The following is a 15,616-nucleotide window of genomic DNA, read 5'->3' as shown; positions in this document are numbered from 1 at the left end:
CGACCGACCGGGATCACTCCGGAATCTGCTCGCGGTGGGTAAGGGTGTCAATACCGTGCGCGTGTCGCGGCGGTCCGTCGGGGCCGGGCGGCCCACCGGCTCGCCGCCGCGGCTGACGGTGATGTTGACCACCCACGCGGTGCCCCCCGCGTAGGGGCAGGTCATCCGGCGTTTGCCGGCGGTTAAGGTGAGGGGGCGAAGTCGCTCCCTGACCGGGATGCGGCTTCGTAGTGCTTCACGGGATCCGTGCAGCCCAGCCGTTCCGACGTTCTCCGGGCCAACCGCTCCGGGACGGCTGCACCCCCTCGCCCGACCGGCACGTCCGGCGGGCCAACCCGGAACGGAGTAAGCCACGCCATGAGCGTGACTACGCAGGATCCTGCTGTCCCGGTCGAGCCGACGGAACCCGCCGAGCGCGGCCGTCTCGACCGCTTCTTCGAAATCACCCGGCGTGGCTCGACGATCAAGCGCGAGGTGCTCGCCGGGCTCACCACCTTCGCGACGATGGCCTACATCGTCGTGCTCAACCCGCTGATCATCGGCACCGCGCCGGACGCCGACGGCAACCTGCTCGGCATCGCGCCGGTCGCCGGGGTCACCGCCCTCGTCGCGGCGGTGATGACCATCCTGATGGGCATCGTCGGCCGGGTGCCGTTCGCGGTGGCGACCGGCCTGGGCCTGAACGCCTTCGTCGCGTACGCCGTCGCCTCCCAGATGACCTGGGCCGAGGCGATGGGCCTGGTCGTCATCGAGGGTGTGATCATCACCGTGCTGGTGCTGACCGGCTTCCGGAAGGCCGTGTTCCGCGCCATCCCCGGCGAGCTGAAGGCGGCCATCGCCGCCGGCATCGGTCTCTTCATCGCGCTGATCGGCTTCGTCGACGGCGGTCTGGTCCGGCGGGTGCCGGACGCCGCCGGCACGACCGTGCCGGTGCAGCTCGGCGGCGACGGCACGCTGCGCGGCTGGACCACCGTCGTCTTCCTGGTCGGCCTGCTGGTCACCGGCATCCTGGTCGCGCGCAAGGTGAAGGCCGGCATCCTGATCGGCATCGTGGCGACCACGGTCGTCGCCGTGATCGTCAACGCGCTGGCCAAGCCGGGCCCGGCGTTCGTGAACGGCAAGCCGAACCCGACCGGGTGGCAGCTCAACGTGCCGACCCTGCCGGACCCGCTGATCAAGGCGCCGGACCTGCACCTGGTCGGCAACGTGTCGTTCACGGCGTTCGCGCACGTCGGGGTGATGACCGCCCTGCTGCTGGTCTTCACCCTCGTCCTCGCCGACTTCTTCGACGTGATGGGCACGACCGTGGGCCTGGCCAAGCAGGCCGGCCTGGCGACCGCCGACGGCACCGACATGCCGCGGCTCGGCAAGGTGCTCTTCGTCGACGGTGTCGCCGCGGTCGCCGGTGGCGCGGGCAGCGCCTCCTCGGCCACCACGTACGTGGAGTCGTCGTCGGGCATCGCGGACGGCGGCCGTACCGGTCTGACCAGCGTGGTCACCGGTCTGCTCTTCCTCGGCGCGCTGCTGCTCACCCCGCTGGTGTCGCTGGTGCCCAGCGAGGCCGCCGGTCCGGCGCTGGTCGTCGTCGGCGCGCTGATGATCCGTCAGGTCAAGGACATCGACTTCACGGACGTCGGGGTGGCCGTCCCGGCGTTCCTGACCATGACGCTGATGCCGTTCACCTACTCGATCACCAACGGCATCGGCGCCGGCTTCGTCAGCTGGGTGGCGATCCGGGTGGCGCAGGGCAAGGCCCGGCAGATCCACCCGCTGATGTGGGCGGTCGCGGTCGCGTTCGTGTTCTACTTCGGCATCAACCTGGTCAAGGCCGTCACCGGCGTCAGCTGACCGGCACCGACGCGCCCCCGCTGCCTCCGGCCCGACGGCAGCGGGGGCGCGCCGTATCCGCCCTCGGCGGTAAGGTGCGGGGGCGCGGCACACGCGACCGACGTGGGCGCAGGGGAGATGAGGCCATGGATCGCCAGGAGCTGTCTCGCCATGCCCTTTTCCGGGTCGCCGTCCGCTGATCGCGCGACCCGGGTCGCTCCACGACCAGGAGAATCCGCGTGTCCGTTGAGAACCTTTCCCTCCGTACGTCCGACCTGATCACCGACCGGCTGGTCCTGCGCCCGTGGTCGGCCGACGAGGTCGCCGCCGTCGTCGCCGGCGACCGGCCGCCGCACTGGGCGGAGGGCTTCCCCGCCGAGGGTGACCGCATGATCGCCGGCCGCCTCGCCCGGCAACCCGACTCCCTGCACGAGTACGGCCACCGGCAGATCATCGAACGGGAGACCGGCCTGACCGTCGGCGCCATCGGCCTGTTCTGGCCGCCCACCGACGGCGCGGTCGAGTTCGGCTACGGAGTCGTCCCCTCCCGGCGCTGCCGGGGCTACACCACCGAGGCGGCCCGGGCCCTGGTGGCCTTCGCCCTCACCGCCCCCGGGGTGGACCGGGTGCAGGCCGACGTCGATCCCGGGAACCGGGCGTCGGTGCGGGTGCTGGAGAAGGCCGGCCTGCGCCGGTCCGACACCGACGCGCGGTCCGAGCGGGCCGAGGGCCGGCTGCACCGGTACGTCCGCACCGCCGCCGAGCTGCGATGATCCGGCCGGCCCGGCGGTGGGGAGTCCCCCGCCGCCGGGCCGGCGCGGTCAGCGGTCGGAGGTGTCCACCCTCTGACACATCGCCGGGCGTCCGCTCCAGCGCCGGTGAGCCTTCGGCGTCTTCGGCGTTACATCAGGTGTGCCCCGTGGACGGCGGTGGTCGCGCGACGGGTCGGCGAGTGATGGAGGAGCGAGGGTGAGTTACGCGGACGTCAACGGGGTGCGCCTCTGGTACGAGATCCACGGCACGGGCCGTCCGCTGGTGCTGGTGCACGGCGGCTACGGCGCGGTGGAGATGTTCGCCCCGATCCTCGCCGCCCTCGCCGAGCGCCGGCAGGTCATCCTGGTCGACCTCCAGGGCCACGGACGGACCGCCGACGTGGACCGGCCGCTGCGCTTCGAGTCGATGGCCGACGACATCGCGGCGCTGATCCGGCACCTCGACCTGCCCGAGGCGGACCTGCTCGGCTACTCCCTCGGCGGCGGGGTGGCGCTGCGGACCGCGATCCAGCATCCGGGCCTCGTACGCCGGCTGGCCCTGGTCTCCGCGCCCTGCAAGCGGCAGGGCTGGTATCCCGAGGTGCTGGCGGCGATGGCCACGCAGGACGAGGGGGTCGCCGAGCAGATGCGTGGCAGCCCGCCGCACGAGCTGTACACCCGCGTCGCCCCGCGCCCGGAGGACTGGCCGACCCTCTGGGTCAAGACCGGTGACCTGCTCCGTCAGGAGTACGACTGGTCGGCCGAGGTGGCGGCCCTCGCCATGCCGGTGCTGCTGGTCTTCGCCGACGCCGACTCGATCCCGGTCACCCACATGGCGGAGTTCTTCGGCCTGCTCGGCGGCGGCCACCGGGACGCCGGCTGGGACGGCGCGGACCGGCCGGCCGCGCGGCTGGCCGTGCTGCCCGGCCTGACCCACTACGACATCGTCACCTCACCGGCGCTGCCCGCCGCCGTCCTGCCCTTCCTCACCCACGAGGTCCGCCCGCCGGCCTGACCGCCCGGTCCGCGCCCGCCGTCCGGGCCGGCGGGGGTGGGGGCGATCGGCCCGCACCCCCGTCGCCGCGCGGTCCGCGGCTCAGCTGGCGAAGCCGCCGTCGACGTCGATGCTCGCGCCGGTGACGTAGCCGCCGTCGACGCCCGCGAGGTGGGCGACCATGCCGGCGATCTCGGCCGGCACGGCGTACCGGCCGAGGGCGGTGAGGCCGCTGATCGCCGCGGCGTTCGGCCCGTCCGCCGGGTTGGCGTCCGTGTCGGTCGGACCCGGGTTCACCAGGTTGACGGTGATGCCCCGCGGGCCCAGCTCCCGGCCGAGCCCCTTGGTGAGGCCGACCAGCGCCGTCTTGCTCATCGAGTAGAGGGCGAGGCCTGGAAACGGGGCCCGGCGGGCGACGTTGCTGCCGATGTTGATGATCCGGCCGCCGCCGGTCATGTGCCGGGCCGCTGCCTGCGCGGCCACGTACGGCGCCCGGACGTTGACCGCCAGCGTCCGTTCCAGCTCGTCGGGGCCGAGCTGCTCGACCGGGCCGACCAGGAACACGGCGGCATTGTTGACCAGGATGTCGAGTCGTCCCAGCTCCTCGACCGTCCGGTCCACGGCCGCCCGTACCGCGTCCGGGTCCGCGCTGTCGGCCCGCACGGCCAGCACCCGCCGGCCCAGCGCCTCGATCTGCTTCACCACCAACGCGGCCCGGTCGTCGTCCCGCTGGTAGGTCAGCGCCACGTCGGCGCCCTCGGTGGCCAGGCGCAGGGCGATCCCGGCGCCGATGCCCCGGCTGCCCCCGGTGACAAGTGCGACTTTTCCGTCCAGTGTGGTCGTCATGAGACGAGCATCGCCGCTGTGACGGCGCCGGTCCGGCGGAGATCGGACGTCTCGTTCGGCACCGGAGCTTCCCGCCGCCGCCCCGCCGGCGGTCAGCCCAGGCGCTCGGCGAGCCAGGGCAGCAGCGCCTCGCCCTGCGCGCGCTGGAACGCCCGGACCGTCGGGATGCCGGCCGGCGGCGGCTGCCGGGCGCTGTCGAGGAAGAAGCCGGCGAGACCGGCCAGTACCCCGGTCAGCGCGGCCGGCTCCACCCCGGCGGTGAGCGGCAGGTCGCGCAGCAGCGCCTCGGTGTCGTGGCCGCCGTGCAGCCGCACGTTGACCAACAGGAGCAGGGTGTCCAGCCAGGACGGCCCCCGACAGGCCCACGGCCAGTCCACCACGCTGACCGTGCCGTCCGCGCCGACCAGCAGGTTGTCGGCGCGGACGTCCAGATGGCACAGCGTGTGGCCGGCCAGCGCGGCGAGTCCCCGGTCCGCCGCGGCACACAGCTCGGGCAGGCGCGCACGGGCCCACGGCGGCAGGTCGGCTGCTGGGTCCGTCGCGATCCGCCGCCAGCCGGCGAAGTCGTACCCGAGCTGCTCGGCCGCGGTGGGCACCGCCGCGACCGGCGTCGGGGTCAGCGCGGCGGCCATGGCCGCCAGGGCGGTGAGCACGGCCGCCAGCTCGGTGGCGAGCCAGGGCGTGGCCGGGTGCCGGCCGGCGACGTCGGTGAAGACCAGGGCCACCCACTCGCCGTCGTCGTGGCTGCCCAGCAGCCGGGGCGTCGGCGCGTACGGCGGCAGCGCGGCCGCGATCCGCGCCTCGGCGCGGTGCAGGTGCGGGCTGCGGTCGTTCTGCGCCGGGCTGACCGCCTTGACGAAGGCTCGCCCGCCGCCGGCGGTGCGGACCCGGTCGGCGGTGCCGGGGGAGTAGCCCCCCGGCTGGGACACCGCCTCGACGACCCGGTCCCCGAGGATCTCCTCGATCGTGGCCCGGACCTGGGCGGGCAGGTCCGTCCAGCCGATCCTGGTCTTCGTCGCGCTCGTCATCCGTCCACGGTCGGTTCGAGCGCGCCGTCGGGCAAGCCGATTACCGGGTCGTCGCGGCGTGCTCACCACCTCGGTCGACGCCGGCTTCGACACCGCCCGGGCGGTTTCCGCCCTGGTGTCCCGCCCGGGCGGTGCGGCGGCCGGCTGACCACGCGCCGAGGTATGTCCACCGGCGCAGCGGGAACCCGGCCCGAACGCACCTGGGGAGGAGCGACGGATGACGGATGGCGCCGCACTGACGATCGGTTTGCTCGGTTCGTACGGAGGGCGCAACCTCGGCGACGAGGCGATCCTCAGCGGACTCCTGGCCGACCTGCGGCACCAGGAGCCGAACGCCCGGATCATCGTCTTCTCCCGCAACCCGGCGCACACCGCCCTGGCCCACCCGGACGTCGAGGCGGTGCCCTGGGAGGGCGTCAGCAGGGCCGACTCGTCGGTGACCCTGGGCGAGCTGGACCTGCTCATCCTGGGCGGCGGTGGCATCCTCTACGACCGGGAGGCCCGGCGCTACCTGCGGGTGGTCCGGGTCGCCCAGGAGCGCGGCCTGCCCCTGCTCACCTACGCGGTGGGGGTCGGCCCGCTCAGCGACGGGGTGGACACCGGCATGGTCCGGGAGACCCTGGCCGGGGCGACCGAGGTCACCGTGCGGGACCAGGAGTCCCGGATGGTGCTCGAGGAGGCCGGCCTGGTGAACCCGATCACCGTCACCGCCGACCCGGCGTTCCTGCTCGAACCGGAGGACTTCCCGACGAGCTGGCTCCGCGACGAGGGGGTCCCGGCGGGCAAGCGGCTCGTCGGGTTGAGCGTCCGCGAGCCGGGCCGGGCCGCGGAACGCCTCGACGTGGACGGCTACCACCGGCTGATGGCCCAGATCAGCGACTTCCTGGTGCACCGGATCGACGCGTACGTGCTGTTCGTGCCGATGGAACGCGACGACATCCGGCACTCGCACGGCGTGATGTCGCACATGGTCGCCGCCGAGCGGGGCCGGGTCCTGCACGGCGATTACTCGCCCCGGCAGGTCCTGGGGCTGATGAAGCACTTCGACCTCGCGGTCGGCATGCGGCTGCACTTCCTGATCTTCGCGGCCATGGTGGGCACGCCGTTCCTGCCGCTGCCGTACGCCGGAAAGGTCTTCGACCTGGCCCAGCGGCTCGGGGTGCCGGCGCTGCGCGGCGTGGAACGGGAGGTGGAGGGCCCGCTGCTGGCCGAGGTGGACCGGCTGTGGGACGAGCGGGAGGGGCGGGCGAAGGAGACCGCCCAGCGGGTGGCCGAGGTGTGCGAGCAGGCCCGGGGCACCTCCCAGGTCACCCGCGGGGTGCTGGAGAGCATCCGCTCCCGGCGCCTGACCCGGGTCAACGCCGCCTGAGCCGGCGCGGTACCCCCCGCCGGCCCGTCAGACCGCCGGCCCCCGCCAGGTGTAGATCCACGGCCGGCCCGCCCGGTCGTCCGACTCCAGCTCGTAGATCTGCGCCTCGGCCAGCCCCTCCTCGCCGAGGTGGTGGTGGGTCAGCGGCGGCCGGCCGTTGCCGTCCAGCTCGACGGTGACGGTCTCGCCGTCGGCCGTGCCGCCCACCAGGGGGATCTGCACCGTGGATGCCATGCGCCCATCCTGCCCCGGACACCGTCGGCCCGCAGCGGATAGCGGGGCAGCGGGCCGGCCGCCGCCGGGACTATCGTCCGGAGATGGCGGACACCACCATCGATCCCACGCTGGGTCCGGTCCTCGCCCGCACGGGTGACGAGCGGGCGGTCCTCGAATCCTTCCTCGACTTCCACCGGACCATCGTGCTGCGCAAGGCGCGCGGCCTCACCCACGCCGAGGCGAGCCGGCGCCTGGTGCCCTCCCTGACCACCCTCGCCGGCCTGCTCAAGCACCTGGCGCTGGTGGAGCGGAACTGGTTCCCCTGCCTGCTCGCACCGAAGCCGGGGGACGTCTACCTGACCACCGAGGAGGAGGCGAGGGCCAGCTTCACCCTCCAGGAGACGGACACCGTCGAGGAGCTGGCGGCGGCGTACGAGCGGGCCTGCGCCCGGTCCCGGGAGGTCGCCGCCCGCTTCGACCTGGACCACGTGGTGCCGCACCCGCAGCTCGGCGAGGTGTCGCTGCGCTGGATCCTGGTCCACCTGATCGAGGAGACCGCCCGGCACGCCGGGCACGCCGACATCCTGCGCGAGCTGACCGACGGCGAGACCGGCGCGCTCTGACCGGCCGCCGGCTCAGTCCCTGGGCAGCAGGCCGGGCGGGTACTCCATCCCGTCCTGGGTGCAGGCGGCGGCGGCGACCCGGGCGGCGTACCCGGCCGCGTCGGGCAGGGCGGCGCCGCGCAGCCGGGCGGCGATGACACCCGCGGCGAACGCGTCGCCCGCGCCGTTGGTGTCGACCACCGGGCCGGGCGGGGTGGTGGCGGGCACCGGCACCGGCGGGGCGTCCGGGGTGTGCAGGGTCGCACCCGCCTCCCCGCCGGTCACCAGCACCGTCCGGGGCGCCAGCTCCGCCGCGAGCTTCCCGGCGTGGTCGCCGAGGCGGACGCCGCTGACGAAGACCAGGTCCGCCGCGTCGGCGAAGGGGCGGTGGTACGGGTTCTCCCCGTCCCAGTCGTGCAGGTCGGTGGAGAGCCCCACGCCCTCGGCGAGCCCGGCGCGCAGGACCGGCAGCCCGTCGCGCGCCCAGTCCATGATCGACACGTGCACGTGCCTCGCGTCCCGGACCAGGGCGGTCAGCGCCTCCGGCGGGAACGGCGGCGGCCCCTGCCAGGGACGCGGGTCGTAGAGGGACATCCGGCGCCCGGCCGGGTCGACCAGGTTCACCGACCGCCGGGTGCCGGCCGGGGCCTCGGCCAGCACGGTGTGCACCGAGGTGCGGGCCAGCGCCGCCCGGACCACGTCGCCGGCCGGGTCGGCGCCCAGCACGTCCACCAGCGCCACCCGCAGGCCCAGCGCGTGCGCGGCCAGCGCCACCCCGGCGCCCGTGTTGCCGATCCGCAGGTCGATCGGGGGTACGGCCACGGAGTCGGCGGCCGGCAGCGGAAGCACGGGCACCTGGGTACGGATGTCGACGCCCAGGCCGCCGATCACCAGCAGATCGAACATGGCGCAGACAGTAGCCCGCCCGGGCCGCCTATCCTTGCCCCGGGCGTCGACGAGGGGGAGTGCGTGCAGGTCATCCACGGGGTGTGGCTGTCCGGCGTCGGGCTCGCCGTCTGGGCCGAGGACACCACGCTGCCGGCGCGGGCGCCGCGCCGGCCCGGCCGGGCCCCGCGCGAGCGGCCGCACCCGTTCGCCGCCGGCCACGCCACGCTGGCCGGGGCGCTCGGCGACCTCCCGGCCCGGGCCTCGTCCGTCCTGCTCTCGCTCCCCACCCGGGCCGGTTCGCCGCTCGACTCGCCGGAGCTGGTCCGGACCGCCGTCGCGGAACCGGTCCGCGGGTCGGTCACCCTCGCCGGCTGGCGGGTCCCCGCCCTGACGTACGCCCCGGACGCCGCGTTCGCCCTGCTCCGGGAGATCGACCTCGGCGCCGCCGTGCCCGGTGCGGACCTGCGCCACCTGGCCGAGCTCGCCGACTTCGCCGCCGATCTGGTCGCCCGCGGTCGGGTGCTGCCCGGCGTCGCGTCCCCGACCGGCGCCGCGCCGAGCGCCGTCGCCGACCCGGTCCGGCCCGGCCCGGCGGAGGACGCCGACGTGGTGACCGCTCGGGCCGTCTGGCGGCCCCTGCTGACCGGTACGGACGCCGGATGGGCCCGGTCCCTGGCCCTCGCCCTGCCCCCGGCCGCCCGCGCCGCCGCCGCTCCGCCCGCCCCGGCCGAGCCGGTTGCGCCGGTCGAGCCGCCCGCCCTCGACCCGGATGGGCTGGCCGAGCCGGGCGCGCTGGTCGCCGACGCGTTGGACGCGCTGACCGACGCCGCGGCCCGGGTTGCCCTCGCGGGGACCGTGCTCACCCGGGGTCTCCGGCCGGCCGGGCCGGTGCCGGCCTGGCTAGCGGCGCTCACCGGCGAGCGCCGCGAGTTCACCAGCGACCCGGCCGGGCTGGAGACCCTCCGCGCCGAGCTGGACGCCTGGCAGCGCGACGCCGCCGGCGGCCCGGTACGGGCCAGCTTCCGCCTGGTCGAGCCCGATCCCGACGAGATCGTCGAACCGCTGCTCGTGGTGCCGGCCGACCCCACTGCCGTGGTGACGCAGGGCGGCCGGTGGCGGGTGGAGTTCGGCCTGCAACCGGCCGACGAGCCGGGGCTGCTGGTCGAGGCGGGCCAGGTCTGGCGGTCGCCGGGGAACCTGTCCGCGCTCGGCGCCGTGGACGACCCGCAGGAGACCCTCCTCGCCGAGCTGGGCCGGGCCAGCCGGCTCTGGCCGGAGCTGGACGACGCGCTGCGTACCGCCACGCCGGAGGGGATGGAGCTGGACGCGGAGGGGGCGCACCGCTTCCTGCGGGAGGGCGCCCCGGTGCTGCACGCGGCCGGCTTCGGGGTGCTGCTGCCGTCCTGGTGGCGGCGGCCGTCGACCCGGCTGGGCGCCCGGCTGCGGGCCCGGAGCCGCACCGCCCCGGGTACCGTGGCCGCGGCCTCCGGCGGCCTGGGGCTGGACGCGCTGGTCGACTACCGGTGGGAGGTCGCGCTCGGCGACCAGCCGCTGACGGCCGAGGAGCTGGCCGCCCTCGCCGAGCTGAAGTCCCCGCTGGTCCGGCTGCGCGGGCGCTGGGTCGAGCTGGACCCGAAGCGGCTCGCCGCCGGCCTCCGGCTGCTCCGCTCGGCCGGGGAGCTGACCGTCGCCGACCTGCTCCGGCTGGGCCTCGCCGAGACCGACCGGCCCGACGAGCTGCCGGTGCTGGAGGTCACCGCCGACGGCGCGCTCGGCGAGCTGCTCGCCGGGGCGGCGGAGCGGCGACTCACCCCGGCCGACCCGCCGCCCGGGTTCCACGGCACGCTGCGGCCGTACCAGCGGCGGGGACTGGCCTGGTTGGCCTTCCTCCAGTCGCTCGGGCTGGGCGGGGTCCTCGCCGACGACATGGGGCTGGGCAAGACCGTGCAGCTGCTCGCCCTGCTGGCCGGGGACCCGCCGGAGGCGGCACCGACCCTGCTGGTCTGTCCGATGTCGCTGGTCGGCAACTGGCAGCGGGAGGCGGCCCGGTTCACGCCCGGGCTGCGCGTACACGTGCATCACGGTGCCGAGCGGGCGCGGGGGGCGGAATTCCGGGCGGCCGTGCACAACGCGGACCTGGTGCTGACCACCTACTCGGTGGCCGCGCGGGACGCGTTCGCGCTGGCCGGAATCGACTGGCACCGGGTGGTGGTGGACGAGGCGCAGGCGATCAAGAACGCCTCGACCCGGCAGGCCGAGGCGGTCCGGTCGCTGCCCGCGCGGCACCGGGTCGCGGTCACCGGTACGCCGGTGGAGAACCGGCTGGCCGACCTCTGGTCGATCATGCAGTTCGCGAACCCCGGCCTGCTCGGCCCGGCCGCCACCTTCCGGAAGAAGTTCGCCGAGCCGATCGAGCGGCACGGCGACGACGAGGTGGCCGGCCGGCTGCGCCGGATCACCGGCCCGTTCGTGCTGCGCCGGCTCAAGACCGACTCGTCGATCATCTCCGACCTGCCGGAGAAGCTGGAGATGGAGGTGCTCTGCAACCTCACCGCCGAGCAGGCCGCGCTCTACCGGGCGGTGGTCGACGACATGATGGCGAAGATCGAGTCCAGCGACGGGATCGAGCGCCGGGGGCTGGTGCTGGCCACCATGACCCGGCTCAAGCAGGTCTGCAACCACCCGGCGCAGCTGCTGCGCGACGGCTCGCCGCTGCCCGGCCGCTCCGGCAAGCTGGAGCGGCTGGAGGAGATCGTCGACGAGGTCCTCGCGGCGGGGGAGAAGGCTCTGCTCTTCACCCAGTACGCCGAGTTCGGCGGCATGCTGCGCGGGCACCTGTCGGCCCGGGCCGGCCGGGAGGTGCTCTTTCTGCACGGCGGCGTCGGCAAGGCCGACCGGGACGCCATGGTCACCCGGTTCCAGTCGCCGGACGGACCGCCGCTGTTCGTCCTGTCGCTCAAGGCCGGCGGCACCGGGCTCACCCTCACCGCGGCGAACCACGTGGTGCACGTCGACCGGTGGTGGAACCCGGCCGTCGAGGACCAGGCCACCGACCGGGCGTTCCGGATCGGCCAGCGCCGCCGCGTGCAGGTCCGCAAGTTCGTCTCCGCCGGGACCGTGGAGGAGAAGGTGGCCGCCATGATCGCCGACAAGCGGAGCCTGGCGGGGCGGGTGGTGGGCAGCGGCGAGCAGTGGGTCACCGAGCTCTCCACCGGCGCGCTGCGCGAGCTGTTCGCCCTGGAGTCCGGGGCGGTGGTGGAGTGAGCACGCCGGACGGAAACGGGGCCGGGCGGTTCGCCGAGTTCGGGCCGCCGCGGCGGGTGGCGGGCGGGCTGCGGGCGCGCAGCACCCGGGGCGCCATCGGACAGTCCTGGTGGTCCCGCCGGTTCCTGGAGGTGCTGGAGTCCTTCGCCCTCGGCACCCGGCTCACCCGGGGCCGGGCGTACGCGCGCCGCGGCCAGGTGCTCCGGCTGGACATCGCCCCCGGGGTGGTCACCGCCGCCGTGCAGGGTTCCCGGCCCGACCCGTACCCGGTCCGGATCGAGCTGGCGGCCCACCCGGCGCAGGTGTGGGCCCGCATCGAGGCGGAGCTCGCCGGGCAGGCGTTCTTCAGTGCCCGGCTGCTCGCCGGCGACCTCCCGGCCGAGCTGGAGGAGCTGTTCGCCAGGGCGGGCGCGCCGCTCTTCCCGTCCACCGTGGATGAGCTGGCCCAGCGCTGCGGCTGCCCCGACTTCGCGGTGCCGTGCAAGCACCTCGCGGCCACCTTCTACCTGCTCGCCGAGGCGTTCGACGCCGACCCGTTCCAGCTGCTGCACTGGCGGGGCCGTAGCCGCGCGGAGCTGCTCGACCGGCTGCGTACGCTGCGCGCCGCCGCCGGCGCGACCGCTACGCCCCCCGAGACGGTGGCCGGTGGGTCCGACGTGACCACGGCAGGCTCCGGTCCGGCCACCGAACCGGCGAACAGCCGGCCGGCTGGTCCGGCCGCGGCCGGTCCCGCGCCGGCTGGGCGGCCCACGGCGGCCGGCGCGGCGCGGGTGCTCGGCGCGCTGCCCGCGGCGTCGTCGGCCGACCCGGTCGACCGGTTCTGGGTGGCGCCGGTGCCGCTGCCCGACCGGCCACCGACCCTGGCGACCGCCCCGGACCTGCTGCTGCGCCAGCTCGGCCCGCCGGGGCCGGCCATCGGCGGCCCGGGGCTGGTCGAACGGCTGCGCCGGGCCTTCCGGGACCTCGGCCGGCCGCGCTCGGACCGGCCCACCACCGCCGGCCCTGTCGAGGCGACGCCCACGGAGCGGTAGCGGCCGGCGCGGTCAGAGCCAACGCCGTCGGAACCGCCACATGAGGCCGGCGTTCGCCAGCAGGACCACGGCGCAGATCGCGCCGGCCAGCCGCCCGGCCAGCACGGTCATCGCCGGCAGTGAGGCCCACAGCACGATCGTCAACAGCATGAGGTACCGGCCCCGGCGGGCGCGCGCCCGATGGTCGAGCCGGGCGAAGAACTGCGGATCGCTCTCCCGGAGCTGGCGGGTGATCTGCTCGAACCTGCGCTGATCCTCTTTGCTGAGCATGGCGGTGCCTTCCCCTCACGGCTTCAGCGGTTCGGCGGCATACCCGCAACGGAGGCGGGTCACGCGCTGCTCCAGCTGCCACTTTCGCCGGGCCGGCGAGGGCTCGCGGGCGGCTCGGCGCAGGCGGGCGGCCGTTCCGGTCGGACGAGCTCAGCGCAGGCTTATCCGCGCCTTAAGTCTGCCTGTGGCGTTGAACGACGGTAACAGCGCCACGGCGGGCGAAAACGTTACGTCCCGCCGTTCCGGGGCGATGTCGGCCCTGCTGGGGAGGCCGCCGCCCGGACGGTGCCGGACCGACCGTCCGGCCGGGCTCATGAGCACTGTCTTAAGTACCCTGCCGAGCGCTTCCCGCCCGCCTTGAGCGCCCGGGAACGCGTGGCTACTTTCCCGTAGCAACTCCTCCGGCAACCGTCGCCGCCCCTGATGTCCTCCCCGATCGCAGGCGTGCCGGCGCTCGAAGAAAACGGGATTGGTACATGGCCGACCAGAACGTGCCACCGCGTCGACCCCGGGACAACCGCGGGTGGGACGGACGACAGCACCCCACCTCGGACGGGTACCGCGACCTGGACCACGCGACGACGTACGGCCCCGCCGCCGGTTACGGCGGACCCGCCGGGTACCCCGGCGGCACCACGACCCTTTCCGGGCAGGGCTCGCGGTGGGTCGGCCCGGACGGCTTCGGCCGCCAGGGTTACCTCCCGGCGTCCGGCGCGGGACTGCCCAACCTGGACGATGACGACGAGCCCGGCCGCCGCACCGGCCGGCGGCGGGCCCTCGCCGCGCTCGGCGGCGCGGCGGTGGTCGCCGGCGGGGCCGCCCTCGCCATGACCCCCCAGGTGCGCGGGCTCTTCCGCGACGACCCGGTGGCCGGCGACGCCACCGGCACCGTGGTCACCGACGGCACCGCCGCCCGGCCCAGCGGGCAGCAGCCGAGCACGGTGCGCACCTACCCCGAGCAGAACGAGAGCTACATGGGCTCCCGGGCCGGTGCGGCGATGAGGCGGAACTCCCCGAGCGGTGGCCGGCTCTTCGACGGTCCGGCGGCCGCCGCCGCGGCGACCCGGGTCACCGTGCAGACCGTGCTGGCCAAGGACCCGGTCCGGCACCTGGCCAGCCGGGCCACCTTCGGCGCCACCCCGAAGGTGCTGGCCGACATCAAGCGGCTCGGCATCGACGGCTGGCTGCGCCGGCAGCTCGACCCGGAGAAGATCGCCCCGGCCAGGGCCGAGCTGAAGCTCGCCGAGCTGCCCACCCTGAAGCTGACCCCGCAGCAGCTGCGCGACCAGCGGGACCAGCTCAACGAGCGGGGCGCCCAGCCGGAGAAGGAGACGATCGACGCCACCATCGCCCGGCAGATCTGGTCCGACCGGCAGCTCTTCGAGGTGATGGTCGACTTCTGGAACGACTTCCTGCACGTCGCCGCCGACTTCGACGGCGGGGAGGTCTACCGCAACTCGTTCGACCGGGACGTCATCCGGGCCCACGCCCTGGGCAGCTACCCGGAGATGCTGATCGCCGCGAACAAGCACCCGGCACTGCTGCTCTACCTGAACCAGGTCGAATCCCGCAAGGACGCGGTCAACGAGAACCTGGCCCGGGAGAACCTGGAGCTGTACTCGGTCGGTGTCGACGGCGGGTACACCGAGAAGGACGTCCGGCAGGCCGCGATGCTGCAGACCGGCCGGGGCGTCGCCGACGGGAGGTACGTCTTCCATCCCGAGCGGCACTACGTCGGCAAGGTGAAGATCCTCGGCTTCAGCCACCCGAACGGCTCGGCCGACCCGAAGACCGCCGACCGGGTGATCGACCAGTACCTCACCTACATCGCGCTGCACTCGTCGACCGCCCGGTACGTGGCCCGCAGCCTCGCCACCCGGTTCGTCTCGGACACCCCGCCGAAGTCCCTGGTGGACCGTCTGGCCAAGACGTACGCGGCGAACAAGGGCCTGATCAAGCCGGTGCTGATGACGCTCTTCAGCTCGTCGGAGTTCTGGGCCGCGGTGGGCCAGAAGGTGCGCTGGCCGATGGAGTACCTGGCCGCCACCTACCGGACCCTCGGCGTCCGACCGGAGGCGTCGCCCGGCTTCCAGGGCGACAACCGGCGCACCCCGTACGCGCAGGGCCTGCGGCAGATCCAGGACAAGATGCGCGAGCTGGGCCAGTATCCGATGGGCAAGCCCACCCCGGACGGCTACGCGGACGTCTACGTCGCCTGGACCTCGGTCGGCACGATGGTCGACGGCTGGAACGAGGCCGGCGACCTGCTCGGCGGCTGGCGCAAGCAGTTCACGTACCCGGCGCCGGAGAAGCTGGTGGCGCGCCCGCCGGCCACCGCCGGGGCGTACGTGGACGAGCTGGCCGAGCGGCTGGTGCACCAGAAGCTGAGCGCCAAGGAGAAGGCGCTGGTCCTCGGCGTCGCCGGGGTCACGGCGACGGCGAAGGTCGACGCCACGTTCAACGGGGCCATCGCCGCCGTCGCGCGGACGATCCTCGCTTCCCCCCAGCACCACCTCCGGTGAGGCATTC

General features: G+C 74.8%; 13 protein-coding genes. 8 read left to right on the top strand and 5 right to left on the bottom strand.

The features are described 5' to 3' along the window. The first annotated feature begins 357 nt into the window (after nt 1-357). The 3 genes from EV384_RS30440 to EV384_RS30430 all read left to right on the top strand — a co-directional run bounded on the left by EV384_RS30440 (nt 358) and on the right by EV384_RS30430 (nt 3,594). Nucleotides 358-1,848: an NCS2 family permease gene (locus tag EV384_RS30440; protein WP_130338769.1), complete on the top strand. Its 1,491-nt coding sequence runs from the start codon at nt 358-360 to the stop codon at nt 1,846-1,848. Between the two features lie 218 nt (nt 1,849-2,066). Continuing rightward, complete coding sequence (locus EV384_RS30435; protein ID WP_130338768.1) at nt 2,067-2,600, top strand: GNAT family N-acetyltransferase; 534 nt, start codon at nt 2,067-2,069, stop codon at nt 2,598-2,600. Between the two features lie 196 nt (nt 2,601-2,796). Beyond that, the gene (locus EV384_RS30430; RefSeq protein WP_130338766.1) at nt 2,797-3,594 is read left to right on the top strand and encodes an alpha/beta fold hydrolase; all 798 of its coding nucleotides are present in this window, start codon (nt 2,797-2,799) and stop codon (nt 3,592-3,594) included. 81 nt (nt 3,595-3,675) lie between these two features. On the opposite strand, the gene EV384_RS30425 is transcribed toward EV384_RS30430, so the two are convergent. Then, a complete protein-coding gene (locus EV384_RS30425; RefSeq protein WP_130338764.1) occupies nt 3,676-4,419 on the bottom strand; it encodes a 3-oxoacyl-ACP reductase family protein in 744 nt (247 codons plus the stop codon). Nucleotides 4,420-4,511: 92 nt separating this feature from the next. Next, entirely contained in the window at nt 4,512-5,447 is a 936-nt protein-coding gene (locus tag EV384_RS30420; RefSeq protein WP_130338762.1) for a phosphotransferase, read from the bottom strand. A 217-nt stretch (nt 5,448-5,664) separates the two neighbouring features. Between EV384_RS30420 and EV384_RS30415 the strand changes: the two genes are divergently transcribed. After that, a complete protein-coding gene (locus EV384_RS30415; protein WP_130338760.1) occupies nt 5,665-6,816 on the top strand; it encodes a polysaccharide pyruvyl transferase family protein in 1,152 nt (383 codons plus the stop codon). 27 nt (nt 6,817-6,843) lie between these two features. Here EV384_RS30415 and EV384_RS30410 read toward each other — a convergent pair whose 3' ends face one another. Further along, the gene (locus tag EV384_RS30410) at nt 6,844-7,050 is read right to left on the bottom strand and encodes a hypothetical protein (RefSeq protein WP_130338758.1); all 207 of its coding nucleotides are present in this window, start codon (nt 7,048-7,050) and stop codon (nt 6,844-6,846) included. Between the two features lie 83 nt (nt 7,051-7,133). Here EV384_RS30410 and EV384_RS30405 point away from each other — a divergent pair, with 83 nt between their 5' ends. Then, nucleotides 7,134-7,655: a DinB family protein gene (locus EV384_RS30405; protein ID WP_130338756.1), complete on the top strand. Its 522-nt coding sequence runs from the start codon at nt 7,134-7,136 to the stop codon at nt 7,653-7,655. Nucleotides 7,656-7,667: 12 nt separating this feature from the next. On the opposite strand, the gene EV384_RS30400 is transcribed toward EV384_RS30405, so the two are convergent. Beyond that, on the bottom strand, nt 7,668-8,540 hold the full coding sequence (locus EV384_RS30400; RefSeq protein ID WP_130338754.1) for a carbohydrate kinase family protein: 873 nt from the start codon (nt 8,538-8,540) through the stop codon (nt 7,668-7,670). A gap of 63 nt (nt 8,541-8,603) precedes the next feature. On the opposite strand from EV384_RS30400, the gene EV384_RS30395 reads away from it, so the two are divergent. After that, entirely contained in the window at nt 8,604-11,786 is a 3,183-nt protein-coding gene (locus EV384_RS30395; RefSeq protein ID WP_130338752.1) for a DEAD/DEAH box helicase, read from the top strand. Next, the gene (locus tag EV384_RS30390; RefSeq protein ID WP_130338750.1) at nt 11,783-12,817 is read left to right on the top strand and encodes an SWIM zinc finger family protein; all 1,035 of its coding nucleotides are present in this window, start codon (nt 11,783-11,785) and stop codon (nt 12,815-12,817) included. The genes EV384_RS30395 and EV384_RS30390 overlap by 4 nt, the downstream gene beginning before the upstream one ends. Nucleotides 12,818-12,829: 12 nt before the next feature. On the opposite strand, the gene EV384_RS30385 is transcribed toward EV384_RS30390, so the two are convergent. Beyond that, nucleotides 12,830-13,087, bottom strand: coding sequence for a DUF3040 domain-containing protein (locus EV384_RS30385; protein ID WP_089013185.1), 258 nt, complete (start codon nt 13,085-13,087; stop codon nt 12,830-12,832). Between the two features lie 476 nt (nt 13,088-13,563). Here EV384_RS30385 and EV384_RS30380 point away from each other — a divergent pair, with 476 nt between their 5' ends. Further along, nucleotides 13,564-15,609, top strand: coding sequence for a DUF1800 domain-containing protein (locus EV384_RS30380; RefSeq protein WP_130338748.1), 2,046 nt, complete (start codon nt 13,564-13,566; stop codon nt 15,607-15,609). Nucleotides 15,610-15,616 lie beyond the last annotated feature (7 nt).

This window comes from Micromonospora kangleipakensis, from assembly GCF_004217615.1.
GTDB classification, from domain to species: domain Bacteria; phylum Actinomycetota; class Actinomycetes; order Mycobacteriales; family Micromonosporaceae; genus Micromonospora; species Micromonospora kangleipakensis.
This window is presented reverse-complemented; position numbering and strand designations above follow the sequence as displayed.

Excerpts from the sequence above, each read along its gene's own strand:
- EV384_RS30440 (WP_130338769.1), top strand. The coding sequence starts at position 358 with ATGAGCGTGACTACGCAGGATCCTGCTGTCCCGGTCGAGCCGACGGAA.
- EV384_RS30425 (WP_130338764.1), bottom strand. The coding sequence starts at position 4,419 with ATGACGACCACACTGGACGGAAAAGTCGCACTTGTCACCGGGGGCAGC.
- EV384_RS30420 (WP_130338762.1), bottom strand. The coding sequence starts at position 5,447 with ATGACGAGCGCGACGAAGACCAGGATCGGCTGGACGGACCTGCCCGCC.
- EV384_RS30415 (WP_130338760.1), top strand. The coding sequence starts at position 5,665 with ATGACGGATGGCGCCGCACTGACGATCGGTTTGCTCGGTTCGTACGGA.
- EV384_RS30410 (WP_130338758.1), bottom strand. The coding sequence starts at position 7,050 with ATGGCATCCACGGTGCAGATCCCCCTGGTGGGCGGCACGGCCGACGGC.
- EV384_RS30405 (WP_130338756.1), top strand. The coding sequence starts at position 7,134 with ATGGCGGACACCACCATCGATCCCACGCTGGGTCCGGTCCTCGCCCGC.
- EV384_RS30400 (WP_130338754.1), bottom strand. The coding sequence starts at position 8,540 with ATGTTCGATCTGCTGGTGATCGGCGGCCTGGGCGTCGACATCCGTACC.
- EV384_RS30385 (WP_089013185.1), bottom strand. The coding sequence starts at position 13,087 with ATGCTCAGCAAAGAGGATCAGCGCAGGTTCGAGCAGATCACCCGCCAG.
- EV384_RS30380 (WP_130338748.1), top strand. The coding sequence starts at position 13,564 with ATGGCCGACCAGAACGTGCCACCGCGTCGACCCCGGGACAACCGCGGG.